20 protein-coding genes, 1 tRNA gene and 5 pseudogenes are annotated in these 24,230 nt (G+C 70.6%); 13 read left to right on the top strand and 13 right to left on the bottom strand.

Going from position 1 to position 24,230, the window contains the following annotated elements; all coding sequences use genetic code 11:
* The 3 genes from adhE to ACZ4N5_RS33015 all read right to left on the bottom strand — a co-directional run.
* On the bottom strand, positions 1–2,700 hold a 2,700-nt coding region (gene adhE, locus ACZ4N5_RS33005), incomplete at its 3' end, for a bifunctional acetaldehyde-CoA/alcohol dehydrogenase (protein WP_467760691.1).
* Between the two features lie 557 nt (positions 2,701–3,257).
* Entirely contained in the window at positions 3,258–4,022 is a 765-nt protein-coding gene (locus ACZ4N5_RS33010) for a CBS domain-containing protein (protein ID WP_467760692.1), read from the bottom strand.
* A 150-nt stretch (positions 4,023–4,172) separates the two neighbouring features.
* Positions 4,173–4,985 (bottom strand): SAM-dependent methyltransferase, encoded by an 813-nt coding sequence (locus tag ACZ4N5_RS33015; RefSeq protein ID WP_467760693.1) that lies wholly within the window; start codon positions 4,983–4,985, stop codon positions 4,173–4,175.
* Positions 4,986–5,274: 289 nt separating this feature from the next.
* On the opposite strand from ACZ4N5_RS33015, the gene ACZ4N5_RS33020 reads away from it, so the two are divergent.
* From ACZ4N5_RS33020 to ACZ4N5_RS33030, 3 genes are all read left to right on the top strand, one after another.
* A complete protein-coding gene (locus ACZ4N5_RS33020; protein ID WP_467760694.1) occupies positions 5,275–6,462 on the top strand; it encodes a thiolase family protein in 1,188 nt (395 codons plus the stop codon).
* Between the two features lie 321 nt (positions 6,463–6,783).
* The gene (locus ACZ4N5_RS33025) at positions 6,784–7,557 is read left to right on the top strand and encodes a sulfite exporter TauE/SafE family protein (protein WP_467760695.1); all 774 of its coding nucleotides are present in this window, start codon (positions 6,784–6,786) and stop codon (positions 7,555–7,557) included.
* A 75-nt stretch (positions 7,558–7,632) separates the two neighbouring features.
* On the top strand, positions 7,633–8,379 hold the full coding sequence (locus ACZ4N5_RS33030; protein ID WP_467760696.1) for a cobalt-precorrin-6A reductase: 747 nt from the start codon (positions 7,633–7,635) through the stop codon (positions 8,377–8,379).
* Between the two features lie 117 nt (positions 8,380–8,496).
* Here ACZ4N5_RS33030 and ACZ4N5_RS33035 read toward each other — a convergent pair whose 3' ends face one another.
* From ACZ4N5_RS33035 to ACZ4N5_RS33045, 3 genes are all read right to left on the bottom strand, one after another.
* The gene (locus ACZ4N5_RS33035) at positions 8,497–10,581 is read right to left on the bottom strand and encodes an MDR family MFS transporter (RefSeq protein ID WP_467760697.1); all 2,085 of its coding nucleotides are present in this window, start codon (positions 10,579–10,581) and stop codon (positions 8,497–8,499) included.
* A gap of 138 nt (positions 10,582–10,719) precedes the next feature.
* Positions 10,720–11,490 carry a precorrin-6A synthase (deacetylating) gene (gene cobF / locus ACZ4N5_RS33040; RefSeq protein ID WP_467760698.1) on the bottom strand — a complete coding sequence of 257 codons (771 nt, stop codon included), beginning with the start codon at positions 11,488–11,490 and terminating at the stop codon, positions 10,720–10,722.
* Between the two features lie 104 nt (positions 11,491–11,594).
* Complete coding sequence (locus ACZ4N5_RS33045; RefSeq protein WP_467760699.1) at positions 11,595–12,119, bottom strand: DUF309 domain-containing protein; 525 nt, start codon at positions 12,117–12,119, stop codon at positions 11,595–11,597.
* Between the two features lie 99 nt (positions 12,120–12,218).
* Here ACZ4N5_RS33045 and ACZ4N5_RS33050 point away from each other — a divergent pair.
* Positions 12,219–12,292: transfer RNA gene (locus ACZ4N5_RS33050), tRNA-Pro, on the top strand.
* Positions 12,293–12,550: 258 nt separating this feature from the next.
* Here the strand turns inward: ACZ4N5_RS33050 and ACZ4N5_RS33055 are convergent.
* The 3 genes from ACZ4N5_RS33055 to ACZ4N5_RS33065 are packed head-to-tail and all read right to left on the bottom strand — an operon-like array spanning position 12,551 to position 14,351.
* On the bottom strand, positions 12,551–13,507 hold the full coding sequence (locus ACZ4N5_RS33055) for a hypothetical protein (protein ID WP_467760700.1): 957 nt from the start codon (positions 13,505–13,507) through the stop codon (positions 12,551–12,553).
* Complete coding sequence (locus tag ACZ4N5_RS33060; protein WP_467760701.1) at positions 13,504–14,166, bottom strand: cytochrome b N-terminal domain-containing protein; 663 nt, start codon at positions 14,164–14,166, stop codon at positions 13,504–13,506. The genes ACZ4N5_RS33055 and ACZ4N5_RS33060 overlap by 4 nt, the downstream gene beginning before the upstream one ends.
* Positions 14,163–14,351 (bottom strand): hypothetical protein, encoded by a 189-nt coding sequence (locus ACZ4N5_RS33065; RefSeq protein WP_467760702.1) that lies wholly within the window; start codon positions 14,349–14,351, stop codon positions 14,163–14,165. Before ACZ4N5_RS33065 ends, ACZ4N5_RS33060 begins: the two co-directional genes overlap by 4 nt.
* Positions 14,352–14,542: 191 nt before the next feature.
* On the opposite strand from ACZ4N5_RS33065, the gene ACZ4N5_RS33070 reads away from it, so the two are divergent.
* Positions 14,543–14,962, top strand: coding sequence for an acyl-CoA dehydrogenase family protein (locus tag ACZ4N5_RS33070; protein WP_467760703.1), 420 nt, complete (start codon positions 14,543–14,545; stop codon positions 14,960–14,962).
* Positions 14,963–15,150: 188 nt separating this feature from the next.
* Complete coding sequence (locus ACZ4N5_RS33075) at positions 15,151–15,399, top strand: enoyl-CoA hydratase-related protein (protein WP_467760704.1); 249 nt, start codon at positions 15,151–15,153, stop codon at positions 15,397–15,399.
* A gap of 53 nt (positions 15,400–15,452) precedes the next feature.
* Here ACZ4N5_RS33075 and ACZ4N5_RS33080 read toward each other — a convergent pair whose 3' ends face one another.
* A complete protein-coding gene (locus ACZ4N5_RS33080; RefSeq protein WP_467760705.1) occupies positions 15,453–15,989 on the bottom strand; it encodes an NUDIX hydrolase family protein in 537 nt (178 codons plus the stop codon).
* 219 nt (positions 15,990–16,208) lie between these two features.
* Here ACZ4N5_RS33080 and ACZ4N5_RS33085 point away from each other — a divergent pair, with 219 nt between their 5' ends.
* Positions 16,209–17,072: a dioxygenase family protein gene (locus tag ACZ4N5_RS33085; protein ID WP_467760706.1), complete on the top strand. Its 864-nt coding sequence runs from the start codon at positions 16,209–16,211 to the stop codon at positions 17,070–17,072.
* A 13-nt stretch (positions 17,073–17,085) separates the two neighbouring features.
* On the opposite strand, the pseudogene ACZ4N5_RS33090 reads toward ACZ4N5_RS33085, so the two are convergent.
* The 3 genes and pseudogenes from ACZ4N5_RS33090 to ACZ4N5_RS33100 all read right to left on the bottom strand — a co-directional run.
* Positions 17,086–17,496, bottom strand: a pseudogene (locus tag ACZ4N5_RS33090) (RNA-guided endonuclease InsQ/TnpB family protein); the annotation flags it as partial.
* A 24-nt stretch (positions 17,497–17,520) separates the two neighbouring features.
* Entirely contained in the window at positions 17,521–18,609 is a 1,089-nt protein-coding gene (locus ACZ4N5_RS33095) for an IS110 family RNA-guided transposase (RefSeq protein WP_467760718.1), read from the bottom strand.
* Between the two features lie 246 nt (positions 18,610–18,855).
* Positions 18,856–19,656 (bottom strand): annotated as a pseudogene (locus tag ACZ4N5_RS33100) (RNA-guided endonuclease InsQ/TnpB family protein); the annotation flags it as partial.
* A 179-nt stretch (positions 19,657–19,835) separates the two neighbouring features.
* On the opposite strand from ACZ4N5_RS33100, the gene ACZ4N5_RS33105 reads away from it, so the two are divergent.
* From ACZ4N5_RS33105 to ACZ4N5_RS33130, 6 genes and pseudogenes are all read left to right on the top strand, one after another.
* Positions 19,836–20,918: a maleylacetate reductase gene (locus tag ACZ4N5_RS33105; RefSeq protein ID WP_467760707.1), complete on the top strand. Its 1,083-nt coding sequence runs from the start codon at positions 19,836–19,838 to the stop codon at positions 20,916–20,918.
* Between the two features lie 49 nt (positions 20,919–20,967).
* Positions 20,968–21,288, top strand: a pseudogene (locus ACZ4N5_RS33110) (helix-turn-helix domain-containing protein); the annotation flags it as partial.
* Between the two features lie 169 nt (positions 21,289–21,457).
* A pseudogene (locus ACZ4N5_RS33115) lies at positions 21,458–22,033 on the top strand (IS630 family transposase); the annotation flags it as partial.
* Positions 22,023–22,304, top strand: coding sequence for a plasmid pRiA4b ORF-3 family protein (locus ACZ4N5_RS33120; protein WP_467760708.1), 282 nt, complete (start codon positions 22,023–22,025; stop codon positions 22,302–22,304). The pseudogene ACZ4N5_RS33115 and the gene ACZ4N5_RS33120, both read left to right, overlap by 11 nt.
* Positions 22,301–23,101, top strand: coding sequence for a class I SAM-dependent methyltransferase (locus ACZ4N5_RS33125; RefSeq protein WP_467760709.1), 801 nt, complete (start codon positions 22,301–22,303; stop codon positions 23,099–23,101). The genes ACZ4N5_RS33120 and ACZ4N5_RS33125 overlap by 4 nt, the downstream gene beginning before the upstream one ends.
* 300 nt (positions 23,102–23,401) lie before the next feature.
* Positions 23,402–24,230 (top strand): annotated as a pseudogene (locus ACZ4N5_RS33130) (IS701 family transposase); the annotation flags it as partial.

Genomic DNA, 24,230 nt, shown 5'->3' on the forward strand with positions numbered 1-24,230 from the left:
GTCCGGCCCGTAGTAGGCCGCGCGCATGAGCCGGCTCATGTCGTCGAGCATCGGCATCCGCGGGTTGGCGGGCGCGCACTGGTCCTCGTAGGCGTTGAGGGCCTGTTGGGGCAGGGCGTCGAGGAAGGTGCGCTCGTCGACGCCGAGCGTCTGGAAGGACGGCTCGATGCCCACGGCGTCGCGCAGCCGCTCCACGGCGCGGGCGAGGGACTCCACGCCCTCCGCGGGGGTGGCCGCGGGCAGACCGAGGGTGCGGGCGATGTCCTGGAAGCGCTCGGGTGCGCGGTAGCTCTCGTACTTCGGCCAGCCGGTGAGCTTCGACGGGACGGTGCCGTTGTAACGGATCACGTGGGGCAGGAGCACGGCGTTGGTGCGGCCGTGGGCTATGTGGAACGTGGCACCGAGCGTGTGGGACATGGCGTGGACGATGCCGAGGAAGGCGTTGCCGAAGGCCATGCCGGCGATGGTTCCGGCGTTGTGCATCTTCTCCCGCGCCTCCGGCCGGCCCGCGCGGTCGTTGACCGCGGCCTCCAGGTGCTCGAAGACGAGCCGGATGGCGTGCAGGGCGGGACCGTCGGTGAAGTCGTTCGCGTAGACGGAGACATACGCCTCGATGGCGTGCGTGAGGGCGTCGAAGCCGCTGTCCGCGGCGAGCGCCGGGGGCAGGTCGGCGGCGAGCAGCGGGTCGATGATGGCCACGCTCGGCGTCAGCGCGTAGTCGGCCAGCGGGTACTTCTTGCCGGTCGCGGGATCGGAGATGACGGCGAACGGAGTGACCTCGGCGCCGGTGCCGGACGTGGTGGGGATGCACACCAGCCGGGCGCGCTCGCCGAGGACGGGGAAGCGGAAGGCCCGCTTGCGGATGTCGGAGAACTTCTGGCGCATGTCGGCGAAGTCGATGTCCGGCTGCTCGTACAGCAGCCACATCACCTTCGCCGCGTCCATGGGGGAGCCGCCGCCGAGCGCGATGATCGTGTCCGGGCGGAAGTCCCGCATGAGACGGGCGCCGCGCCGCACCGAGTCGATGCTGGGCTCGGGCTCGACGTCGTCGATGATCTGCACCGTGACGGGCTCGGACCGGCGCTGCAGGACCCGGCCGACGCGGTCCACGAAGCCCAGCCGGGTCATGGTCGCGTCGGTGACCACCGTGACCCGGTGCACGTCAGGCATCGAGGCCAGATAGCGGATGGCCTGCGGCTCGAAGTAGATCTTCGGCGGGACCTTGAACCACTGGAGGTTGTTGTGCCGGCCGCTGACCCGCTTGATGTTCAGCAGGTTCGCCGCGGAGACGTTGTTGGACACCGAGGTGCTCCCCCAGGAACCGCAGCCGAGGGTGAGCGAGGGCAGCAGGCTGTTGTAGACCCCGCCGATCGCGCCCTGCGAGGAAGGGGCGTTGACGATCACCCGTACCGTCTTCATGCGCTTTCCGTACTCCTCGGCGAGCGCCGGGTCTCCTGTGTGGATCACCGCGCTGTGGCCCTGGCCGTGGAAGGCGACCATGTCGGCGGCCAGGTCGAAGCCCTGCTGCACCGATCCGGCCCGCAGCACGGCAAGCACCGGGCACAGCTTCTCGCGGGTCAGCGGCTCCTCGGGACCGACCCGGTCGGCCTCGACCAGGATGACCGAGGTGTCGGCGGGCACCGTGAACCCGGCCTGTTCCGCGATCCACGCCGGGCTCCGGCCGACCGCCTTCGCGTTGACCTTGGGCTCGCAGCCGCTGTTCGAGACGGTTCCCGGGAAGAGGTACGCCTCCAGCTTGCGCTTCTCCTCGATGGTGGCCACGTGGGCGTGCAGCGTGCGGAATTCGGCCACGGCGGAGTCGTATATCTCGGTGTCCAGGATGACGGCCTGCTCGGAGGCGCAGATCATGCCGTTGTCGAACGACTTGGACAGGACGAGGTCGTTGACCGCGCGGCGCAGGTCGGCACTGCGGTGCACATACGCGGGTACGTTCCCGGCGCCCACGCCGAGGGCCGGCTTCCCCGCCGAATAGGCCGCCTTGACCATGGCGTTGCCACCGGTCGCGAGGATCAGGGAGATGCCCGGGTGGCGCATCAGGACGCCGGTCGCCTCGACGGAGGGCGTCTCGATCCACTGCACACAGTGTTCCGGAGCGCCCGCGGCGACCGCCGCGTCCCGCACGATACGGGCCGCCTCGGCGCTGCAGCGCTGTGCGGAGGGGTGGAACGCGAACACGATCGGGTTGCGGGTCTTCAGGGCGATGAGCGCCTTGAACAGGGTCGTGGACGTCGGGTTGGTCACGGGGGTGACCGCGCACACCACACCGACGGGCTCCGCGATCTCGATCACGTCCTCGATGTCGTCGCGGGCGATGACGCCGACGGTCTTCATCCGGCCCATGCTGTGCGTGACGTGCTCGCACGCGAACATGTTCTTGGCCGCCTTGTCCTCGAAGACCCCGCGACCCGTCTCCTGCACGGCGAGCATTGCCAGCTGCGTGTGATGGTCCAGGGCGGCGACCGAGGCCTTCTTGACGATGTGGTCGACCTGTTCCTGGGTCAGGGCCTCGTAGTCGGCGAGCGCCTTGAGCCCGTTCGTGACCAACTGGCCCACGGCGACGGTGATGTCGGAGGGAATCTCGTCGGAAGGCGTGTGGGCGGAAGGAACGTCGACGGAAGGAACCTCGGCGGAAGGAGCGGCGGGAGGCGCGGTCCGGGTTCGGTCGTCCTGTCGGGTCATGGCTGGCGTTCCTCCGTCGTCGTGGGGCGATGCCGCGGGTCGGGCGGCGTTGTTGTGGAGCCTTCGGCGTCGCGGGTCGGCGACGTCGGTGGGGGACCGGCGCCGAGAGGGGACCGGCGCCGCTTCCCTACGAAGCCTCGCGCGATCTCTCCTCGCCTCCCACGTCCTGTTGGTCCCGGACCGGGGTCCGACCGGCCCCGGTCCGTCCGGGCCGGTGGGCCTACGCCGGGTGCGCTGTTCCGCACGGGCGCGCGAAGTCGAGTCGAGTCGAGTTGAGCCAAGTTGAGCCAAGCCAGGTCGAACGGTCCGAGCGGAGGCGCTCCGAGCTGCGCGGAGGCGCTCCGAGCGGAGGCGCGCCGAGCGGAGGCGCGCCGAGTCGAGCGGAGGCAAGTCGGGCAGGCACGAGCGGAGTTGAGCCGAGGCACGTCGACTCGGTTCGGGCCGAGTCGAGTCGAAGCGAGGCCGACCGGGCCGCGCCGAGGCACGCACGGTCCCCCGGTTCGGCTCCCCGGCCGTCCGCCGGTTCGGCCGTGCGTCGGTCGACTGCCCCGCACTCCTCAGCGTTCAGGCAGCCAGTGGTGGTCGATCCGGTGGGAGGGGTGCCGCTCGGGCGGGTGGGTGTCATCGACGCGGAAGGTCAGGCTGTTCATGACCCCCACGACACCGTCGACCCGCCACGCCAGCCGGATGACCTGCGGGATCTCGCTTCGCCGCTCCAGGCGTCCCTCCAGTGTCACCACGCCGTCGCCGACCGAGACGATCACCGTGTGGGGCGGCAACGACAGGGTGCCCCCCAGTACGTCGTCGGTCACCTCCCGCCGGATCTCCTCGTCCGTCCGCAGGAAGACCCGCAGCAGGTCGCGGCGGGTGGCGATCCCGATCAGCCGGTCCTCCTCGTCCACCACGGGAAGCCGTTCGATGCGATGGCGCTCCATGACCCGGGCGGCATCGGCCACGCGCTGTTCCGGATGCACGGTGATCGCGGGCGTCGACATCAACTGCTCCGCGGTCGTGGCACCGACCGGATCGGCCTCGGCACCCGCCGCGCGGCGCGCCACCCACTCCGGACGCGCCGACCGCGGCAGCTCGCGGAGCAGGGCCGGCAGACGCCGGCGCCGTCCCTGGCCGAGGTCGGACCGGGCCGCCTGCCGGCGCAGCAGATCGGTCTCCGAGATCACGCCCACGACCTTGTCGTCGTCGTCCACCACCGGCAGTCCGCTGATCCGGTACCGGTCCAGCAGCCGTGCCACGTCCTTGAAGGACATCTTCCGGTGCGCCTCGACGACCTCGCTGGTCATCACCTGCCCGACGATGAGGGTCATCTCGCCATCTCGCTTCCTGCTCGGATGGCTACCAGCCTTCCTTCCCGGCGCCCGCGGGGGCAGGGGCCGACCGTCCTCGGCCAGGGGCCGGACCGTCCCGGCAGGGGGGTCCGAAGACAGGTGAGCGGGGAACGCGCCCCTCGCCCCGGGCTAGGCCTTGAAGCCGACCCCGCCGTACAAGGACACAGGCTCGTCGCCGATCGGGGTCTCGCCCTCCGCGAGCTCCGGACGCCAGTCCTTCACGGAGACGACGCCCGGCTCGACCAGGTCCAGTCCCTTGAAGAAGCGGCTCACGTCGGCGTGTGAACGGCCCACGAGGGTGACACCGCCGCGCGCGTACGCCTCGATGCCCCGTCGTACGTCCTCCGGCTCGAAGTCGGCGGTCATCGCGGACAGCGACAGGAAACTGCCCGGCGCCAGCGCGTCGACCAGGCTCTCCACCAGCTCGTAGGCGCCACTGTCGTCGGCGATGAAATGCATCAGCGCGATCAGCGACAGGGCCACGGGACGGTCGAGGTCGAGCACGCGCGCGGCCTCGTCGAGGATCTTCCGCGGCTCGCGCACGTCCGCCTGGACGTACTCCGTCCTGCCCTCCGGGGTCCCGCGCAGCAGCGCCTCGGCGTGGGCGAGGACGATCGGGTCGTTGTCGACGTACACCACCCGTGCCTCCGGGGCGGTGCTCTGCGCGATCTGGTGGAGGTTGGGCTCGGTGGGTATGCCGGTGCCGATGTCGAGGAACTGGCGGATTCCCGCCGTGCGGACCAGGTGGCGGGTCGCTCGCTGCATGAACCAGCGGTTGCTGCGCGCGGCCCGTTTGGCGCCGGGATCGCGCGCCGTGATCTGCTGCCCGAGCTGCTCGTCGACCGGGTAGTTGTCCTTGCCGCCCAGGTACCAGTCGTACACCCGCGCCGGATGTGGCCTGCTGGTGTCGATCCGGTCCGCGGTGGACTCCGTCCCCGTCATACGACAACTCCCTGCTCGGCTGGGCCTGTTCACCCCGTCAACCCGTGTTCGACGGGGTGTCCGAGCAGTGTGCCACCGCGCGGAGCGCGGGGCGCGGAACGCCGTCAATCCTCGGCCACCCGGCGGTCACCGCGCCCTGGAAGTCCGGGACGGATGGGTGGATACCAGCCGCAGGGGGGATCTTCCCAAGGGCCCGGAGCGGGGATATAGTCCAAAACTAGCAGTGCTAATTAATGGTGTGCTCATCAATATCCGGTGCCTGTCTCCGGTGTCCGTCAGGAGTCCTGTCGTGCGTCCCGTCCACTTCGCGGCCGCCCGCCGCACGCCCATCGGCAAGCTGCGCGGGGCCCTGTCCTCCGTGCGGCCCGACGACCTCGCCGCGAGCGTCATCCGCGCTCTGGTCGCCGAGGTGCCCACGCTCGACCCGGCCCGTGTCGACGACGTCTACTGGGGCGCCGCCAACCAGGCCGGCGAGGACAACCGCAATGTCGCCCGGATGGCCGCGCTGCTCGCCGGACTGCCCGACAGCGTGCCCGGCGCCACCGTCAACCGGCTCTGCGCCTCCGGCCTCGAAGCCGTCACGACGGCGGCCCGCGCCATCGCCTCCGGCGAAGCCGACATCGTGCTCGCCGGCGGCTCCGAGTCGATGAGCCGGGCCCCCTTCGTCCTGCCCCGCCCGGACGAGGCGCTGCCGCACCGCATCGAGACCGTCGACACCCGGCTCGGCTGGCGGCTGGTCAACCCCGTGATGAAGGAGCTGCACGGGGTCCTGTCGATGGGGGAGACCGCGGAGGAGGTCGCCGAGCGGTACGGCGTCTCGCGCGAGCGGCAGGACGCGTTCGCGCTCCGCAGCCACCAGCGTGCGGCGGACGCCCGTAAGAACGGGTACTTCGACTCCGAACTGCTCCCCGTGGAGCGTCCCGACGGCGTGATCGTCGACAGCGACGAATGCGTACGGGAGGACACATCGCTCGACAAGCTGGCTCGCCTCAAGCCGGTGTTCCGCGCCGGCGGCACGGTCACCGCGGGCAACGCCTCGCCGATGAACGACGGCGCCGCCGGTGTGCTGCTGGTCAGCGAGGAAGCCCTGAACGACCTCGGGCTCGAATCGCTCGGACGGTATGTCGCCGGGGCCTCGGCCGGCGTCGATCCCGATGTCATGGGCATCGGCCCCGTACCCGCCACCCGCAAGGCGCTCGGACGTGTCGGCTGGACCGTCGCCGACATCCAGGAGGCCGAGTTCAACGAGGCGTTCGCCGCTCAGGCCCTCGCCTGCGTGGACCGCCTCGGTATCGACCCCGATCTCGTCAATCCGACCGGCGGCGCCATCGCGCTGGGCCACCCGCTCGGCGCCTCGGGCGCCCGCATCCTCACCACCCTGCTGCACCGCATGCGCCGCACGGGCACCGAGCGCGGCCTGGCCACGATGTGCGTCGGCGTTGGGCAGGGCAGCGCGATCCTGGTCGAGCGCCACTGACGTCCCGACCCGCTGCCGTACGCGCGGGGCGCGCCGCGGGCCGATGCCGTGCGCGAGGTGCGCCACGGGCCGCCGTCGTACATGCGGGGCGCCATGGGCCGCTGTCGTACGCGAGGGGCGCCACGGTTCGCCGTACGCCCAGCGTGTGCCCGCCCGGTCCGTTCGCGCCCACGCGATCACGGCGGCGGGCGGTCTGGTCGTCCCCGTGCACCGAAGGTCCTCAAGAGGGAGCTGCGAGCCCGACACGGCGTGTGCCCCACGGTCACCGGGCGGGCCCCTCCTCACCCCGGCGAGTTGCGTGGGCATAGCATCGGCCCCCGCATGAACACGATGACGCTCTGGCACATATCCATGGGGGAGTTCGCCGCTCTCGCCGCCGCGGCTCTGCTCGTCGGCTTCTCCAAGACCGCCGTCAGTGGCGCCAACACGGTCAGCCTGGCGGTCTTCGCCGCCGTACTGCCTGCCCGCGCCTCGACCGGCGTGCTGCTGCCCCTCCTGATCGTCGGCGACGTGCTCGCCGTCGCCACCTACCGGCGCCACGCCCACTGGCCCACGCTGTGGCGCCTGTTCCCGGCGGTCGCCGCCGGTGTCGTCCTCGGCACGGTGTTCCTGGTGTGGGCCGACGACGGGGTCGTACGGACCTCGATCGGCGCGACCCTGCTGCTGATGACCGGGATCACTGTGTGGCGCCGCCGGGCCGCCGTCCAGGACGAGGAACCCGACTCGGTCGTGACCCGCACGGGCCGTATCAAGGCACGTTCCTACGGTGTGCTCGGCGGCTTCACCACCATGGTGGCCAACGCGGGCGGTCCGGTCATGTCGATGTATCTCCTGTCGACGGGCTTCCGCAAGCTCGGCTTCCTCGGCACCTCCGCCTTCTTCTTCCTCATCGTCAACGTCTCCAAGCTGCCCTTCAGCGCGGGCCTCGGCCTGATCAACGGTCGTTCGCTGCTGCTGGACGCGGCCCTGGCCGTCTTCGTCGTGCCGGGGGCGTTCCTCGGGAAATGGGCGGTGAAGCGCATCAACCAGCTGCTCTTCGAGCGCCTGGTGATCGCGGCGACGGTGGTGGGCGGAGTACAGCTGCTGCTGCGCTGAGTCCGCGCCCCCCGCCGCGGGCGGCATGCGCACAGCCGTTCCCGGTGGCTTCCTCGCACCCCGTACCCTCGGTCCATGTCCCCCCACGTCCTCCTCCTCGGCGGTACGGCCGAGGCCCGCGAACTCGCCGCGGAGCTTTCCGCGCGCCCCGGTGTGCGGGTGACGACATCGCTGGCGGGCCGGGTGTCCCGGCCGGGAGCGCTCGAAGGGGCCGTACGGACCGGGGGGTTCGGCGGGGCGGACGGACTCGTGCGCTGGCTGCGCGAACACCGGGTCGACGCCGTGGTCGACGCGACGCACCCGTTCGCGTCCGGTATCACCGCGAACGCGGCACGGGCCGCGGCGGCGACCGGGATTCCCGCCGTGGTGCTGCGCCGCCCCGGCTGGCGCCCCGGCCCCGGCGACCGCTGGCACCCGGTGGACTCCCTCGCCGAAGCCGCCGCGCTGCTCCCCGAGTTGGACCGCCGTGTCTTCCTCACCACGGGCCGCCTCGGTCTCGCGGCCTTCGCGGATCTCCCCCGGATCCACTTTCTCGTACGGTCGGTGGAGGCCCCCGAGCCGCCGCTGCCGCCGGACACCGAAGTGCTGCTCGCGCGCGGTCCCTTCACCGTGGACGACGAGAAGAGCCTGCTCCGTCGGCATCGCATCGATGTCCTGGTGACCAAGGACAGCGGAGGAGCCGCGACGGTGGCCAAGCTGACCGCAGCCCGCGATCTCGGCCTCCCCGTGGTCGTCGTACGCCGTCCACCCCTCCCTCAGGACGTGAGCGCGGTACCGGACGTCGCGTCGGCGCTGGCCCTGCTGGACCTGGGCCCGGGGTGACCGGCCGCCGGATCCGTCGCGCGGCCCGCGGCATCCCGTCCCGGTTCCCGGTCTCAACGGCGCGCCCACGCACCGCTGTTCGCGGCGGGCCGGGCGCCGGCCCGGGCGCGGGGCCGGTCAACTGGTCGTGGCCGACGTCAGTTCCGGGGTCCGGTCGGGCAGGCCCTGGGTCAGGTCCTCGACCAGCAGACGCTTGGCGATGGTGTCGACGGCGGCGCGCAGTTCCGTGCCGGACGGGCGGCCGATGTCCTGCTCCACGCGTTCGGCGAGCCATCGGCCCCAGGCCTCGCTGATCACCCGTGCCTCACGTTCGCCCGCCGCGGTGTGCGAGAACAGCGAGCCGTGCCGGGTCAGATAGCCCTCCTCGACCATGCGGTTGAACACCGGGACGAGCACCTCGGGAGGCAGATGGCGCCGGGCGGCGATCAGCGCGAGGTTGGCGTGGCCGACCATGCGGGTGAACAGTTCGACCTGCATCACGGCCCAGGCGCCCGCCACGTCCAGCCGGGTGTCGGACTCGGAGACGATCCGGCGCGCGGTGTTCATCTCGGTGGTACCGAGGATTTTCGCGACCGAGAACTCCAGCAGCCGCTGGGAGTTGGCGGTGGACGGCGACGCGAAACCCTCGCCCATGTCCGTCGACCCCATGCGCGCGCTGTCGCGCAGCTCCACCTGCTTGAGGAAGAGCGCCACGACGAAGCCGAGGAGCGCGACCGGAACCGTCCACAGGAACACCGTGTGCAGGGTGTCGGCGTACGCGTCGACGATGGGCTTGGCCGCCTCGGACGGCAGTTTGTGCAGCCCCTCCGGACTCTGTGCCGCCTTGGCGATGACGACCGGCCCGGCCGCACCGGTCTCCACGGCCGCCCTGACCCCGTCGGCCAGGTTGGGCTTCAGCGCGTTGGTGTAGATCGTGCCGAAGACAGCCGTACCGAACGAACTGCCCAGCGTACGGAAGAAGGTGACCCCGGAGGTCGCGGTGCCGAGGTCGGTGTACTCGACGGTGTTCTGCACGGCGATGGTCAGCACCTGCATGCACAGCCCGATCCCGGTACCGAGCACGAACATGTACAGGGACTCCAGCCAGGCCCCGGTGTCCGGTCCCATGCGCGACATCAGATAGAGCCCGACCGCCATCACCAGGGAGCCGACGATGGGGAAGATCCGGTACTGCCCGGTCTTGCTGACCACGTTCCCGCTGAAGACCGACGCGATGAGCAGCCCCAGGACCATGGGCAGGGTGCGCACACCCGAGAGGGTGGCCGAGTTCCCGTCGACGTACTGCAGATACGTCGGCAGATAGGTCATCGCGCCGAGCATCGCGAACCCCACGATGAAACTCAGGATCGAGCAGACCGTGAAGACCGGGTTGGAGAACAGCCGCATCGGCAGCATCGGTTCGGCCGCGCGCGTCTCCACCCAGCAGAACAGGCCGAGCGCCACCAGACCGCCCACGAAGAGGCCGATGATGGCCGGCGATCCCCAGGCGTACTCGTTGCCGCCCCAACTCGTCGCCAGGATCAGGGCGCTGGCCCCGACCGCGACGAGCGCGATGCCCAGATAGTCGATGACCGGCCGGGTCACCGACTTCACCACGGGAATGGTGCGGGCCGCCGCGATCACTACGACGATCGCGAGGGGCACGTTGATGTAGAACGCCCACCGCCACGACAGATGGTCCGTGAACAGTCCGCCGAGCAGCGGCCCGATGACCGTGGCCACACCGAAGACGGCACCGATCGCACCCTGGTACTTGCCCCGTTCGCGCAGCGGGATGACGTCCGCGATCAGCGCCATGGAGGTCACCATCAGACCGCCCGCGCCGACGCCCTGCAAGGCCCGCCAGGCGATCAGCAGCGACATGTTCGTGGCGAGCCCGCACAGGAACGAACCCGTGATGAAGATGATCGCCGACGCCTGGAAGACCACCTTGCGGCCGAACAGGTCGCCGAACTTGCCGACCAGCACGGTCGCCACGGTCTCGGCCAGCAGGTACGCGGTCACCACCCACGACATGTGCGCGGCGCCGCCCAGATCCGACACGATCGTCGGCAGCGCGGTGCCCACGATCGTCTGGTCGAGTGCGGCGAGCAGCATGCCCAGCACGATCGTCGCGAAGACGATGTTGCGGCGGCGGTTGTCCAGCACCGGCGGTCCGGGCGCCCCCGCCGCGGGTGGCGCCGTATCCTCCGTGATCGTCACAAAGGCCACCCTCACACCGGCGGGCTACGCGTGCATGCGGGGCGACCCGCCCGGCGTACCGCCGCGGAGGCCCGGTCCGGGCCCGCGCCCGCGGACTTGCGCCCGCGGACTAGCGCTCACGATGTGGCGCCCGGTGAACTACGCCCGCGGATTCCTGCGCAGCAGATAGGTGTCCATGATCCATCCCTTGCGTTCCCGGGCCTCGGCGCGCAACCGCTCGATACGGGGGGCCGCTTCGGCCAGCGGACCGGAGGCGAGGATCTCGTCGGGTGTGCCGATGTACGCGCCCCAGTAGATGTCGATGTCCTCGTCCGCGAACTGCCGGAACGTCTGGTGGGCGTCGAGCATCACGACCACGTCGTCCACCCCGTCGGGGAAGCCCTCCGCGAGGCGCCGCCCGGTGGTGATCTGCACGGGCCGGGCGACCCGGTTCAGCCCCGTGCGGTGCCGGGCGACGAGTGCCGAGACGCTGCTGATGCCGGGCACCACGTCGTACGAGAACTCCACCGCGCCACGGTCCAGGATCTCCTCCAGGATGCCGAGCGTGCTGTCGTACAGAGCGGGATCGCCCCACACCAGGAACGCGCCGCTCTCGTCCTCGCCGAGCTCCTCGGTGATCAGCCGCTCGTAGATGGCTGCGCGGGCGCTTCGCCAGTCCCCGACGGCCGGTGAGTACGCCGAGCCGCCCGCGGTCCGGTCCCGGTCCGGGTCGCGCGCCTCGACCAGGCGGTACGCCCCCTCCGGTATGTGCGCGTCGAGGATGTCGCGGCGCAGCTGGACGAGGTCCGACTTCACCTCGCCCTTGTCCAGGATGAAGAACACGTCCGTGCTCCTCAGCGCCTTGACCGCCTGCAGTGTGAGCTGATCGGGGTCGCCCGCTCCGATGCCGATGACATGAATCTTTCGCACACCCGGAGTCTGCCGCACGCCACTGACAGTGGACGCACCGCACCCGACAGTGCCCGGCCGGGCGCCGAGCCCGCACGTGATCGAGCGCCGAAGTATTGCCCTCGTCAGGCCTCCCGGCCACGCAGTCGTGGCGATGACTCCGCCGCGTCGACCCGCCCGCCGTCGCGCTCCACGACACCCGCCAACTCCCGTGCCCAGACGGTGAGTTCCGCGAGGGCCAGCTCGTACGGCCGCGGTCGGCCCGTCCCCGACGCCCACTCCTCGACGGCTGCTGCGCCGCGGCGCAGCAGCCGTGCGCCGCCCGTCGTGTTTCCCCGGGCCGCGTGGGTGAGCCCCACGGCGAGCTGGGCCAGCCCGCGCCAGAGCCCGCGCTCCTCCTGCGGACCGGACTTCCAGGCGTCCTCGAAGACCTCGTGCGCGTGGAACGGCCTGCCCGCGTCCAGCAGTGCCTGCGCCTCGGTGACCGTCTCCTCTGGGCCGCGCACGACCCCCTCCGGCTGTCGCTCCACCCCGTCCGCGCCGTACGGCAGGGGGCGCCCCAGTCCGTCGCGGGGCCGGGCGTTCCGTGCCCGCCCCTCGGTGTCCCGATCCCGTCCGCCGCCCTGCCGCGTCTCAGATGTCCCGGTCATACGCCGATTGTCGCGCGCCCCGGTCCCCCGGCGGAGCAGCCCCCGGCGTGGGGTAAAGTTCTGTTCGCACGATCCCGCGGGTCACCGCGGGTGAAGCACCGGGACGTGGCGCAGCTTGGTAGCGCACTTGACTGGGGGTCAAGGGGTCGCAGGTTCAAATCCTGTCGTCCCGACAGAGGCTCGCCTCATTGTCGCAGGTCAGAGGCCGTTTTCTCGTTCGCGGGGAAGCGGCCTCCGGCATGTCCCGAGGCCGCGTCCGGGCGCGGGCAAGCGCCCCCGGTGCCACCGGGATGGCCGGCCGGCGCCATCCACACCCCGGGCGCAGCAGGTCGGCCGTACGACGGTCGCCGCGACGCCATGGCCAAGGGAGCCGCACTGTCCCGCGTGACCGCGTGGACGGCCGAGGACGAGTCGAGCCGAGCCGGACCGGGTCAGTGGGGCGGCTGCTGGGTGCGGTAGTAGTCGCGCCAGATGAGCCGGTGCACCCGGGTCCAGCGCGGGATCGACCTGACGCCCGGGATGAAGGGGACCAGGATCAGGCCCAGGCTCAGCAGGGCCATCAGTCCCCAGATCAGGGCGTCGGCGTTGTCGGAGCTCTTGAACGGCTCGATCTGGTACCAGAAGGTGTAGAGCCACAGCCAGGGCTGGCCGGGATAGTTGCCGGTCTCGTTCATCATGCCCCACTGGTCGCCGGCCAGGTGCCGGCTCTGCGCGAGGTCCGCGAAGTAGTTGCCGTCGCCGAGGAAGAGCAGCGGGCGGGTGTAGTCCGTCTGGTAGAACTGGTCTCCCTCGGTGAGCAGTTCGCCGTCGAGCGCGCCCGACCGGGCGAGTTCCAGCAGCCGGGCCATCAGGACCGGGACCGGGCCGTAGGCGCCCGGGGCCACCCGCGCGGGGTTGCCGTTCGGGGCCTTGGCCAGCGCGTCGGAGTAGGCGGAGGTCCACGCCTGCTGCCGGTCCTGGGATGCGGCGTTCCATACCGCGAGGGCCTTGACGACGAGGGGCGGCTCGGGAGCCCGGCGCAGCGGCTGGATGACGAAGTCCTCGGCGGTGTCGATCGGGATGTGCACGCCCGCGAGGCGCTGCAGACTGACCGGCCCGATCTTCTGTCCGGCTCCCGGTGTGTGGTTGTACGGCGGGCCGTACTGCGCTGTGCCGCTGGTGCCGCCGAGCTCGGACACGGCGGTGGCGGTGAAGTCGGCAGAGTCGGCGCGCGACCACGAGCCGAGGGTGACGGGCTGGTCGTCGGGGGAGGAGAACAGCGCGGCGAGCCCGACGGTCAGCAGGGCGATCACGACGAACGCGATGGTGACCTCTTTGACCAGGTCGTAGGGCCTGGTCGGGAACTCCGAAGACTCGGGCGTGTCGGTCCGGCGGGTTTCGCGGGTCACGCTCGCTCCTGCTGCTTGGGCGGGACATGGTCGGTGCCGGGCGTCGGGGCGTCGATGGGCGGCACGATGCCGCGCAGCCGGACCAGCAGCACGTGCCATCCGCTGAGCAGACAGATCACGAGGGGGAACAGCACGACGTGCCACATCAGCATCTGGCCGAAGTCGAGGACGTTCCAGAACGCGCCGATGCCCACCGCGTTCATGCCGTCCTTGGCCTGGTCCGAGATCCACTGCGAGTCGAAGTTCTGCTGGACCACGTAGCCGGAGAGCGCCGTGCCGATGGACGTGAGGAAGATGACCACGCCCGTCATCCAGGTCAGGGCGCGCCGGCCGCGCCAGGCGGCCATGAAGAACGTCGCCCACAGGTGGAGCACCAGGACGAACATGAACAGCTCGACGCTCCACAGGTGCAGGCTGTTGACGTACTTCCCGACCGAGGAGACATGCCACCACGCGGGCCCCTTCAAGGCCAGCAGGCCCCCGCTGATCAGTACCACGGCCAAGGAGGAGACCGTGAGGACGCCGAAGACGTACACCCACGAGGCCATGTAGACCGGCTGGCTGTCGGGCAGCAGTTTCTCCGGCGGCAGCGCGCCGACCAGCCGACGGCGTACCGCGGCCGTCCAGCCGTGCTCGGGAGTACGGGCGTCGGTGCTCATCCGCGGCGCCGTCCGTGCGGGAAGGGCAGCAGCAGCGCGAGCGCGAAGATCACGACCATCAGGGCGATCACCACCAGGTTGGCGACGGAGATCTGTACCACGCCCCAGTGGACGTAGTGCCCGGTGCCGTTGAGGTCGACCGGTGCGGCCAGGGTGGGTGTGCTGTCGTTTCCGGATCCGGCCATGGGTTCCCGGCCTCCTCGATCAGTCGGACGTGACCAGGGGCTCGGCGCCTCCGGGACGGTGGTTCGGCGACACGGGCCGAAGGGGGCGGCCCGCGGCGGTGGCGATTCGCCAGGGCTTCGGGGCGGCTCCCACAGCACAGCGTCGCGCGTCGTTGCTCCGCTGCGGACCAGGCGCCGCCCAGTTTCACCCGTTGGGCCGAGCGACCCGCCCGCACGACGAGGAGCAGCGGGCCCGCTGGCTGCCCGGCCTCGTCACCGGCGAGATCATGGGCGCGATCTCGATGACCGAGCCCGGTGCCGGATCGGACCTGGCGTCCGTCCGTACGACCGCGATCCGCGACGGTGACGACTACGTCGTCAACGGCTCCAAGACGTTCGTCACCAACGGCCGCAACTGCGACCTGTTCGTCGTGGCCGCCAAGACCGACCCCGAGGAGCGCCCCCGCGGCCTCAGCCTGATGGTCGTGGAGGAGGGCCCAGCCGGCTTCACCCGCGGACGCCGTCTGCGCAAGATCCCGCTGGAGAGCCAGGACGCCGCGGAGCTTTTCTTCGACGACGCCCGGGTGCCGAGAACCTGCTCGGCGAGCCTGGCACGGGCTTCGCCACTCTGATGGCGAACCGGCCCAGGAGCGCCTGGCGCTGGCGGTCTCGGCGATCACTGGCGCCCGTGCCGTCGTGGCGGCCGCCGGTGGCGCGCTGTTGCTGCCGCGCCGTATCCCGTACGCGATCGCCATGGAGATGCTTCTCACCGGCGATCCGATCACGGCCCGGCGTGGCGCGGAGGTGGGCCAACCGGCTGGTGCCCGAGGGGAAGGCGCTGGAGGGCGCGCTGGAACAGGCCGCGCGGGTGGCGTCGGCCGGCCCGCTCGCGGTCGCCGCGACGAAGCGGATCGCCCGCTCCAGCGCCGACTGGACCCTCGCCGAGGGCTGGGCGGAGCAGGAGAGGATCATCGCGCCGGTCTTCGTCTCGGAGGACGCGCGTGAGGGTGCCGCCGCCTTCGCCGAGAAGCGCGGCCCGGTGTGGAGCGGTCGCCAGGAAGGGTCGTGACGGTCCGTCGGTTCGCACCCGAGGACCGTCGTCCCGGCCCGTCGCTCTCCGCGTCAGGCGATACGCCCGACGTACGCCAGAGCCTGCCTCAGCAGAACCCCGTGACCGCCCGGCATGTCGTCCGTGACCACCGGTGACGCGGCCTCTTCCGGACTGAACCAGACCAGGTCGAGGGCGTCCTGCCGGGGCCGGCAGTCGCCGGTCACCGGCACGATGTAGGCCAGGGACACGGCGTGCTGGCGCGGGTCGTGGAACGGCGTGACGCCCAGCGTCGGGAAGTACTCGGCGACGGTGAAGGGCTGCAGGGAGGCCGGGATCCGGGGGAGTGCCACCGGTCCGAGGTCCTTCTCCAGGTGGCGCAGCAGGGCGTCGCGGACCCGCTCGTGGTGCAGCACCCGGCCGGAGACGAGGGTGCGGCTGACCGTCCCGTCCGGACCGATACGGAGCAGGAGCCCGATGTGGGTGACTTCGCCGTTGTCGTCGACGCGCACCGGTACGGCCTCGACGTACAGGATCGGCATGCGGGCGCGGGCCGATTCCAGTTCGTCACGGGACAGCCAGCCGGGCGTGGTTTCGGTCAAGTCAGACATTGCTTGATCATACTTTCCGTGCGTCCGGTGCGGGCGTGATGTTCCAGGTCAACGATGCCCCACGGAAAGGGGCATCGCGCATCCTCGGCGTCAGTCGCACTGTTCCGCCCAGCGAGCCGGACGCGGCGGAGAGGTTCGCCGGCTTCGAACGGTGAGCCCCGGCGGCCTCGTAGCCTGGTACCCGCCCGGCAGGACGACCGGCGGGACCACGGGAGCGGCATGGCCAAGGAATTCACCACGGACATCACCGACGCCGTCGTCGACAGCTTCGCGGGCACGGCCGACCCGAGGCTGCGGGAGCTGCTCGGCGCGCTCACCCGCCACCTGCACGCCTTCGTCCGCGAGACCCGGCCGACGACGGGGGAGTGGGAGAGCGCCATCGGCTTCCTCACCGAGACCGGGCGGATGTGCACGGACACCCGGCAGGAGTTCATCCTCCTGTCGGACGTGCTCGGCGTCTCCATGCTGCTGGAGACCCTGAACGGCCACCGTGACCCGGGCGCGACGGAGTCGACGGTCCTCGGCCCGTTCCACATGACGGCGTCGCCCATACGGGAACTCGGCGCGACCATCGACCTGGTGGGCGCCGGCGAGCCGTGCGTGGTCAGCGGCCGGGTGCTGTCCCGGGACGGCACTCCGCTACCCGGCGCGGTCCTCGACGTGTGGCAGGCGGACGGACAGGGCTTCTACGACGTCCAGCGGCCCGACGTCCAGCCGCCCGGCAACGGACGCGGACTCTTCACGGCGGACGCCGAGGGCCGCTTCCGGTTCCGCACCTGTGTGCCGAGCCCGTACCCGATCCCCACCGACGGCCCGGTCGGCGCCCTGCTCGGAGCCACCGGCCGCCACCCCTACCGCCCCGCCCACATCCACTTCATCGCCTCGGCCGGCGGCCACGCCCCCGTCACCACGCACATCTTCGTGGCGGGCAGCCCCTATCTGGACTCCGACGCCGTCTTCGCCGTGAAGAAGAGTCTCGTCCAGGACTTCGCCGAGACCGACGATCCCTCGCTGGCACGGGAGTTCGGCGTCGCGAACCCCTTCCGGCACGCCCACTTCGAACTCGTACTGGAGCCGGATTGACTTCCTCCCCTGCCTAGAGGCGGGGTGTTCCAGCGGTCGCCCGCTGGGGTTCCTGCTTCATCGACGACCGCCCCGTCCGGGAGGACTCCCGTTGAGGTCTTACACCGTCTCCACAGGCAGACACGGCCAGCCCGGCCGCGAGAATGTTCTTCGCCGCATTCCCGTCGCGGTCATGCACCGTGCCGCACTCGCACGTCCACTCACGGACATTCGACGGCAGGGACACCCGGATCGTGCCGCAGTTCCCGCACAGCTTGCTGGAGGGGAACCAGCGGTCGATCACGACGAGTTCGCGCCCGTACCAGGCGCACTTGTACTCCAGCATCGCCCGCAGCTCACGCCAGGCCGCGTCCGAAATGGCTCGGGCGAGCCCGCGGTTCTTGACCATGTTGCGGACGGTGAGGTCTTCGATCACGACCGTTTGGACGCCCCTATGACTGTCAAATCGTCATGGGCTGATCGGTGCGAATTCGGTTCTCGGCAGGAGCGAGAAGATCTCGCGTGCAACATAGCGTTTGAGGCATCTGATCACTTCACGCCGAGTCTTGCCCTCGCTGATCCGTCGTTCGAGGTAGGCCTGGGTGCGCGGATCCCAGCGCAGGCGGCTTTGCACGATGCGGTAGAGCGCCGCATTCGCCTGGCGGTCACCGCCACGGTTCAGGCGTCTGCGTTGCTGCTTGCCCGACGAACGCTCGACGGGGCTGGCCCCGCAGAGCGCGGCGAAGGACGCGTCGTCAACCAGACGTTCGGGGTTGTCGCCAGCGGTGATGAGCAGGGTGACTGCACTGTCCGGACCGACACCAACGCGTTGCAGCAGCTGCGGAGCATGCGACTGGACCACAGCGGCCAGGCGCCGTTTCAGCTCGTTGACCTGGGCTGTCAACTGCTGGACGCGCTCGGCCAGCAACTGGAGTGTGATCAGCGTGGCGTCCAGCACGTCGTCACGTCCTGGGTGGTCTGCGACGGATGTGATATCTGCACAGGTGCGTATCAGCGCCGGGTTGGTCAACGGCGTCAATTGTTCGCGCAGGACGGGATCAGCAGACACCAGAACGGCTTTGAGCTGGTTGATGGCCTGCGTGCGGGCCTTTATGGCGGAGTCTTTGGCCAGCTTGTACATGCGCGCGATCTGCACCGGCCCGTCGCCGCTCTTGGCATGGGCGGTGGCTCTGCCAGAGATGACAGCCCGCGCGGCCGCCTGCGCATCGACGGTGTCGGTCTTGCCCTGCTGGCGCTGGGCAGTCCTGTCGGGCCGGTTGACGTCGAAAACCTCGATGCGGTGGGACAGAAGGTGGCGTGTCAGCGCCGCACCGTAGGAACCCGTGCCCTCCACGCCGGCACGGGTGAGCGTCCCGAAGGATTCTGCCCAGTCCAGCAGCGCGCGGTAGCCGTCCAACGTAGCGGGAAACGCTTCGGTGGCCAGGACCGCAGCAAAGGGCGTGAGCACGGCAGCGACGTGTGTGTCTTTGTGGGTGTCGACCCCGAGGATGACCTCGCCGTCGAGCAGTGGCTGTCTGGCGTGCACACGGTTGGGCATACTGGCCACGGTCGGTCCGTCCTCTGTCCGTTGGAGCGTCGGATGGCCGACACCGGACCGGCCGGGGCGGTCAAAACTGTGACGGCGCCCTGTTCACGGCAAGGCCCCTATCGGAACACGTCCCGCCGGCCCGGTGACAGCAAGCACCGCCCCGAGCCATCGACCGACAGATCCAAACCAGGACACCACGGTCCGTTCTCACGCGGGTCAAGCCGCAGCTCGGGACAGCACCCGCTGATTCTCACAGTTCTCACGGACGAGACGAGTGGTCAGCTTGTGCAGGAAGTCTCGGCGCCGGTCGGCGATCCGGGCGTGGATTCTGGCAACCTTGCGACGCGCCTTGGCCCGGTTCGCGCCGTCACCCTCGGCCTTGCGGGACAACTGCCGCTGAGCCTTCGCGAGACGGGCGCGGTCACGGCGTTCGTGCCGGGGGTTGGTGATCTTCTCCCCGGTGGACAGGGTCACCAGGGAGGTGATCCCCGCGTCGAGCCCGACCGCGGCCGTGGTGGCCGGTGCCCGGGTGATCGTGTCGTCGCAGAGCAGCGACACGAACCAGCGGCCGGCCGCGTCCTGGGAGACCGTCACCGTGGACGGCTGCGCACCTTCGGGGAGCGGCCTCGACCACACGATGTCCAGGGGCTCGTGCATCTTGGCGAGCGTGAGCCGACCCTCGCGGTAGCGGAACGCCGAGCTGGTGTACTCCGCCGAACGACGGGACTTCTTACGCGACTTGAACCGCGGGTACTTCGCCCGCCCCTCGAAGAAGCCGGCGAACGCTCCTTGCAGGTGGCGCAGACACTGCTGCAGGGGCACCGAGGAGACTTCGGACAGGTAGGCCAGCTCCTCGGTCTTCTTCCACGCGGTGAGCATCGCCGACGTCGCGTTGTAGTTCACCCTCTCCCGCCGCTGGTACCACGCGACGGTACGGGTCTGGAGAGCCAGGTTGTAGACCTTGCGCACACATCCGAACGTGCGCGACAGCTCCGCCGCCTGCGCATCGTCCGGGTAGAAGCGGTACTTGAACGCCCGCTTCACAGGGGTGGTCACGGCTCACAAACTATCACAACAGATTGTGGCCATCCGTTGACTGTCGGTGGTGAACGGCGATCCGCCCCGGCGGCGAATCGCCTTTCCCTGCCCTGCTCCGCAGGAATCCGTTTCTCCCCCGCAAGCGGGAGGTACCCCCAGCCCGGCCCGAAGGCCGGAGTATCCACGGAGGAAGCCCCATGACCACTCCGCTCGACTTCTCCTACGAGACCCGGCCCGCCCGGGTCGTCTTCCGGCCCGGCGCCTCGGTGACCGCGACACCGGGGGAGGTCGCGCGGCTCGGGCTGCACCGGGTGCTCGTGGTGTGCGGCAGCCGGGGCGCGGAGGTCGCCCGGTCGGTGGCGGACGCGCTCGGCGACAGCTGCGTGGGGGTGCACACGGGCGCCCGGATGCACGTACCCGTGGAGGTCGCCGACGAGGCGGTCGAGGTCGCGCGGGCGGCGGGCGCCGACGGGTGTGTCGCCGTGGGCGGCGGCTCCGCGATCGGCCTCGGCAAGGCGATCGCGCTGCGCACCGGGCTGCCGTTGATCGCCGTACCCTCCACCTACTCCGGTTCCGAGATGACGTCCGTGTGGGGCCTGACCGAGCACGGGGCCAAACGCACCGGACGCGACTCCTCCGTACAGCCCCGCTGCGTCGTCTACGACCCCGAGCTCACCCTCGGCCTCCCGGTGCCGCTCTCGGTGACCAGCGGCGTCAACGCCCTGGCGCACGCGGTCGAGGCGCTGTACGCCCCCGACGGCTCCCCGCTCGTCTCCCTGATGGCCGAGGAAGGCGTACGGGCGATGACCGGCGCCCTTCCCGAGGTGGCCGCGGCCCCCGGTGACCCGGAGGCGCGCGGCCGGGCCCTCTACGGCGCCTGGCTCTGCGGTGCCTGCCTCGGCTCGACCACCATGGGACTGCACCACAAGCTGTGCCATGTCCTCGGCGGCACCTTCGGTCTGCCGCACGCCGAGACCCACACCGTGGTCCTCCCGTACGTCCTCGCCTACAACGCGCCCGCCGCTCCGGAGGCGATCGCCGCCCTGTCGCGGGCCATGGACACCGAGAACGTCCCGCACGCCCTGCGGGAGCTGGCGGGCGGCTTCGGCGCTCCCCGCACCCTCGCCGAACTCGGCCTGAAAGAAGCCGACTTGGCCCTCGCGGCGACGCAGACCGTCGCGCAGTCCTACCCCAACCCCCGCGAGGTCACCGCGCACGGCGTCCTGGGGTTGTTGACGGCCGCCTACGAGGGGTGGGAGCCGCGGAGCGAGGTCCTCTAGTGCTGCGCCGCGGAAGTTCCGCCGATGGCCATCGGCTCGTTGACCGAGCATGGTGCTTGACGCCGATGATCGGCGTGTGCTGGAGGCACGAGTACGGGCTGATACCACGCCGCAGCGCGATGCCCGCCGGGCTCACATAGTCCTGTTCGCGGCCGGTGGTTGTCCGGCCTGGCGGATAGCGGAGATCGTCCGGCTAGATGTCTCGACGGTGGTGCGATGGCGGGACCGGTTCGTCCGGGAGGGAATGGTCGGACTGAAAGACCGGCCCCGTTCGGGCCGGCCGCCGGGCTACGGGCCCCAGGTGAGGCTGCGGGTCGTGGCGGCGGCCACCAGCACGCCGCCGCACCCCTATGACGGCTGGTCGCATCGGCTGATCGCCGATCATCTGGCGGACACGGGCATCTCCGCCTCCCAGGTCGGACGCATCCTGGCCGAGCTGCAGCTCAAGCCGCACCGGGTCCGAGGCTGGCTGACCCGCCCCGCAGTTCTTCGCCAAGGCGGCCGAGGTATGCGCCCTCTACCGCAACTGCCCGCCGGGCTCAATGGTGCTGTCAGTGGACGAGAAGACCGCGATGGCCGCCCGCTCGCGCAAGCAGCCCGGCTGGCCGCCGGGCCCGGGGCGGGTGAGGCGGCGGGAGTTCGAGTACATCCGCCACGGCATCGTCTCGGTCACCGTCGCGCTGGACGTGCACACCGGTCAGGTGGTCATGGAGGAGCTGAAGCGCAACGACTCCGCGCACTTCATCCGGTTCCTGGCCCGGCTTCAGCGGTGCATTCCAACCGGGCTGACGATCCATCTGATCCTGGACAACGGCTCCTCGCACACTTCCAAGGCCACCCGGGCCTGGCTGAAGCGGCATTCGCGGATCGTGCCGCACTACACCCCCAAGCACGCCTCCTGGCTGAACCAGGTGGAGATCTTCTTCTCCCTGCTGGCCCGCGCCGTCCTGCGTCACGGCGACTTCTCCTCCCGCACCGACCTGCTTGAGAAGGTCAGCGACTTCGCCATCGTCCACAACGAGACGGCTTTTCCGTTCCGTTGGAACTACGACGGTCGACCCCGCCGGACCCGGGACGAGCCCGCCGCCGCGAAGGAAGAGTGCCATGCCCGCTGACTCCGTCCTGCAGATCAAGGTCACCCTGGCCGACATCCACCCGCCGATCTGGCGACGGCTGCAGGTCCCGGCCGACCGCAAACTCGCACGTCTGCACCTGGCGATCCAGACCGCGATGGGCTGGGAGAACTACCACATGCACCTCTTCACCACCCCGGCTGGCGACTACGGACTACGCGACAGCGAACCCGGTCACCGCGACGAGCGGAAGGCCCCGCTGGATACGGTCGCTCCCACCGCCGACGACACGCAACTAGGGTACGGCGTATGAGCCAGACTCCCGTCGACCCCGTCGCGCACAACCGCCTCGCCTGGGACCGCGAGGTGGAGGAGGGCAACGAGTGGTCCCGCCCGGTCGGCCCCGAGGTGATCGCGAAGGCGCGGGCCGGCCAGTGGTCCATCGTCCTGATCGGGTATGAGCCGGTCGACCCGACCTGGTTCCCGCCGGAGATCGCCGGTCGCGACGTGCTCTGCCTCGCCTCCGGCGGCGGGCAGCAGGGTCCGGTGCTGGCCGCGGCGGGCGCGCGGGTGACCGTCTTCGATAACTCGCCCCGCCAGCTGGCGCAAGACGAGATGGTCGCGGCGCGGGAGGGGCTCGACCTACGCACCGTGCTCGGCGACGCGCGCGACCTGAGCCCTTTCCCAGACGCCTCGTTCGACCTTGTCGTCCACCCGGTCTCCAACCTGTTCATCCCGGAGCTGGCGCCGGTCTGGCGTGAGTGCCACCGCGTGCTGCGCCCCGGCGGGACGCTGCTGTCCGGCTTCCTCAACCCGGACGTCTACCTGTTCGACGCCGAGCCCTTGGAGGCGCGCGGCGAGCTGGTGGTGCGCCACCGCCTGCCCTACAGCGACCTCACCCACCTGGAGCCCGCCGAGCGGGAACGGCTGTGGGGCCTCGACGCGCCGGTGGAGTACAGCCACACGCTCACCGAGCAGTTCGGCGGGCAGATCGCGGCGGGCTTCGCCATCACCGGCTTCGCCGAGGCGCCGCACCACTCGGAGGCCACCGCCGGCTGGCTCTCCGGCTACTTCGCCACGAAAGCGGTCAAGGCTGGCGCCGGTCACTGACCCTCCACCGGCCGGGCCAGGTCGGCAGTGAGGCCGGCGGGCGGCTGGGTCAGCTGGGCAACGACCCTGCTGATACACAAACCGGGAACACCCCGGCCTCGGCAACCCCGCGTCGCTCATCGTGCTGGCAACCGTGGGGCACCCGCACCACGCATGACCGCCTCGACATCGACGCCATCAACAAACACCTCACCGCCCGATAGCCATCGGCGGAACTTGTGCGGTGCAGCACTAGTAGTGCCTGGTCAGGTCGGTTGGGGTGGTGCGTGTCCTTGGGGCCTGATGTGGCGTTGCGGGTGTGTGACTCCGGACGAGATTGCTGTGGTGCGTGGTGAGTTGGAGGCGTTCGCGCGCAAGGATCAGCGCCGGTGGGGCAGGTCTATCTGCGGGGGCTGCTGACCGACGGCAAGCGCAAGTCGGTCGAGCCGATGGCCGCCCGCCTGGGTGAGGACGGGAACCGTCAGGCGCTGGCCAACTTCATCACCACCAGCCCGTGGGACCCGGCACTCATCCGGGCCCAGCTGGCCTGGCGGATGGAGGAGGCGATCGGGCCCGATGCCTTCGTCTTCGACGACACCGGGTTCCTCAAGGACGGGAGTGCCTCGGCATGTGTGTCGCGGCAGTACACCGGTACTGCGGGCAAGGTCACCAACTGCCAGGTCGGCGTCTCGCTCCACCTCGCATCCGAGCACGCCTCGGCGGCGGTCGACTGGCGGCTGTTCCTGCCCGAGACCTGGGATCCCGCCTCGCCGGAGGCCGATGCGGACAAGGTCGCCCGACGTGCGGCCTGCGGCATCCCGGACGATGTCGGGCATGTGGAGAAGTGGCAGCTGGCCCTGGACATGCTCGATGAGACCCGCTCCTGGGGGCTCGAGGTGCCGCTGGCCGTCGCGGACGCCGGATACGGCGACGCCGCCGCGTTCCGGCACGGACTGCAGACCCGCGGCCTGAACTACGTGGTGGGGATCTCCAGCACGCTGTCGGCCCAGAGCGCCGACGCGGTCCCGGTGGCCGAGCCGTACTCGGGGACCGGACGCCCGCCGGTGGCGAAGTATCCCGACAAGCCGCGGTCGGTGAAGGAGCTGGTCATCGCGGCGGGGCGGGAGGCGGCCCGGCCGGTGCAGTGGCG

This window comes from Streptomyces sp. NPDC026500 (assembly GCF_055567635.1).

Excerpts from the sequence above, each read along its gene's own strand:
- ACZ4N5_RS33010 (WP_467760692.1), bottom strand. The coding sequence starts at position 4,022 with ATGACCCTCATCGTCGGGCAGGTGATGACCAGCGAGGTCGTCGAGGCG.
- ACZ4N5_RS33015 (WP_467760693.1), bottom strand. The coding sequence starts at position 4,985 with ATGACGGGGACGGAGTCCACCGCGGACCGGATCGACACCAGCAGGCCA.
- ACZ4N5_RS33025 (WP_467760695.1), top strand. The coding sequence starts at position 6,784 with ATGAACACGATGACGCTCTGGCACATATCCATGGGGGAGTTCGCCGCT.
- ACZ4N5_RS33030 (WP_467760696.1), top strand. The coding sequence starts at position 7,633 with ATGTCCCCCCACGTCCTCCTCCTCGGCGGTACGGCCGAGGCCCGCGAA.
- ACZ4N5_RS33045 (WP_467760699.1), bottom strand. The coding sequence starts at position 12,119 with ATGACCGGGACATCTGAGACGCGGCAGGGCGGCGGACGGGATCGGGAC.
- ACZ4N5_RS33060 (WP_467760701.1), bottom strand. The coding sequence starts at position 14,166 with ATGAGCACCGACGCCCGTACTCCCGAGCACGGCTGGACGGCCGCGGTA.
- ACZ4N5_RS33065 (WP_467760702.1), bottom strand. The coding sequence starts at position 14,351 with ATGGCCGGATCCGGAAACGACAGCACACCCACCCTGGCCGCACCGGTC.
- ACZ4N5_RS33080 (WP_467760705.1), bottom strand. The coding sequence starts at position 15,989 with ATGTCTGACTTGACCGAAACCACGCCCGGCTGGCTGTCCCGTGACGAA.
- ACZ4N5_RS33085 (WP_467760706.1), top strand. The coding sequence starts at position 16,209 with ATGGCCAAGGAATTCACCACGGACATCACCGACGCCGTCGTCGACAGC.
- ACZ4N5_RS33095 (WP_467760718.1), bottom strand. The coding sequence starts at position 18,609 with ATGCCCAACCGTGTGCACGCCAGACAGCCACTGCTCGACGGCGAGGTC.
- ACZ4N5_RS33105 (WP_467760707.1), top strand. The coding sequence starts at position 19,836 with ATGACCACTCCGCTCGACTTCTCCTACGAGACCCGGCCCGCCCGGGTC.
- ACZ4N5_RS33120 (WP_467760708.1), top strand. The coding sequence starts at position 22,023 with ATGCCCGCTGACTCCGTCCTGCAGATCAAGGTCACCCTGGCCGACATC.
- ACZ4N5_RS33125 (WP_467760709.1), top strand. The coding sequence starts at position 22,301 with ATGAGCCAGACTCCCGTCGACCCCGTCGCGCACAACCGCCTCGCCTGG.